This is a genomic window from Streptomyces sp. WELS2 (genome assembly GCF_013870595.1).
Lineage (GTDB): Bacteria > Actinomycetota > Actinomycetes > Streptomycetales > Streptomycetaceae > Streptomyces.
This window is the reverse complement of the sequence record NZ_JACBWZ010001144.1, coordinates 1-1,648: the sequence shown is the minus strand read 5'-3', so window position 1 is coordinate 1,648 and position 1,648 is coordinate 1. Positions and strand designations below refer to the sequence as shown.

The following is a 1,648-nucleotide window of genomic DNA, read 5'->3' as shown; positions in this document are numbered from 1 at the left end:
GTTCATCGCGCTCTCCGGGTTCGCGGTCTGCTGGTACACCGCCCTCGCCATCGCCGTCGAGGACGCCGTCCGGTGGGGCTGGTTCGATTCCCTGCCCGCCGACGCGTGGTCCCGGCACCGGGAACTCGTCGTACGGTCCGCCGCGGACCTGGGCGACACCGCGGCCTACGGACGGTGCGCTCCTCTGGACGAGCGGGCGTACGAGCGGCTCTTCGAAGCCGCGTACGCCCGGGGCGATTTCGCCCGGTGCGCCGAGACCGCCCGCGCGGCCGGGCGGGAGGACTGGACGGCCCGGGTGCGCGCACGGTACCGGTTGTCCCGGGACGCCACGGGCGGCCGAATACTGGAGTACCGGCACCCGCACGCCCGGCACGTGGAGATCGCGGTTCCCGGCTCCGTCGCTGCGGCCACGGGCCTGGAGTCGCGCGCCGAGGCCGTCGCCTCCGACGAGGCCGTCCCCGCGGACAGCGGCATGGTGCTGACGGCGCTCGCCCCGGCCGGGGACGGCGTGTTCCGGGGCGCGCTGCCCGCCTCCCCCGCCGGACGCCATCTGCTCGTCATGCTCACCCTGGACTCCGGGCGGGTCACCTGGGACACCCTGCCCTGCGACGGGCTCGCGGACCGCCCGCCGTTCCGGCTGGTGGCGACCGATCTCGACGGCACCCTGCTGCGCGGCGACCAGACCGTCTCCGCCCGCACCCTGCGCGCGCTCGCCCGGGTGGCCGAGGCCGGGGCCCGGCACCTCGTGGTCACCGGAAGACCCGCCGCCGCCTGCAAGCAGTACCTGGCCGCACTCGGCTACCGGGGGCTCGCCGTGTGCGGGCAGGGTGCCCAGCTCTACGACGCCGGAGCCGACCGGCTGCTCAGCTCGGCCTCCCTCGACCTGGACCTCGCCCAGGAGGTGGTGGAGCGCGTCGAGGCGGCGCTGGGGCCCCTGGAGCTGGGCGTCGTGACGGCGCCGCCGGAGAGCCGCTTCAAGGTCACGCCCCGGTTCGGCGAACGCGTCCGCCACGGCTGGGACGTCACGACCGACCGCGGCCTGCTGTGGACCGACCCCATCGACAAGCTCGTCCTGCACCACACGAGCGTCCCGGAGGACGAGGTCGAGTCCGTGGCACGGACGCTGTGCGGGGACCGGGTCACCGTCGTGCACTCGGTGCGGGGCATGGTGGAGGTGCTGCCGGCGGGCACCACCAAGGCGGCCGGGGTGGAGCGGGCCGCGAAGCTGCTCGGCTACGACGCGGCCGAGACCGTGGCGTTCGGTGACATGCCCAACGACATACCGCTGCTGGCCTGGGCCGGGCACGGCGTGGCCGTCGCCAACGCCCATCCGGCGCTGCGGGCCATGGCCGACGAGATCGCGCCCGGCAACGACGAGGACGGCGTCGCCGTCGTCCTGGAACGCCTCTTCGGCACCCCCGGGGAGCCCTCGTGACCGACGCCCTGCGCGAGCTGGCCCGCGCCCACCGCGTAGCCACCGCCTACACCACCGACCGGGGACGGCGGGTGGAGGTGTCCCCCGACACCCTCGTGGCCGTGCTCGCCGCGTGCGGTGTCGACGCGGCCACCGACGCGGCGGCCCGCGCCGCCCTGACGGCCCACTCGGAGGCGAGCACGCGCCGTCCTGTCACCCGGTACGCGGGGCGGG

At 75.9% G+C, this 1,648-nt stretch carries 2 protein-coding genes; both read left to right on the top strand.

What is annotated here, in order from left to right; all coding sequences use genetic code 11:
• On the top strand, positions 1-1,435 hold a 1,435-nt coding region (locus H5J33_RS38520; protein WP_309485564.1), incomplete at its 5' end, for an HAD family hydrolase.
• Positions 1,432-1,648, top strand: a 217-nt coding sequence (locus H5J33_RS34445) for a hypothetical protein (RefSeq protein WP_181798591.1), incomplete at its 3' end; no start/stop codon positions are given. The genes H5J33_RS38520 and H5J33_RS34445, both read left to right, overlap by 4 nt.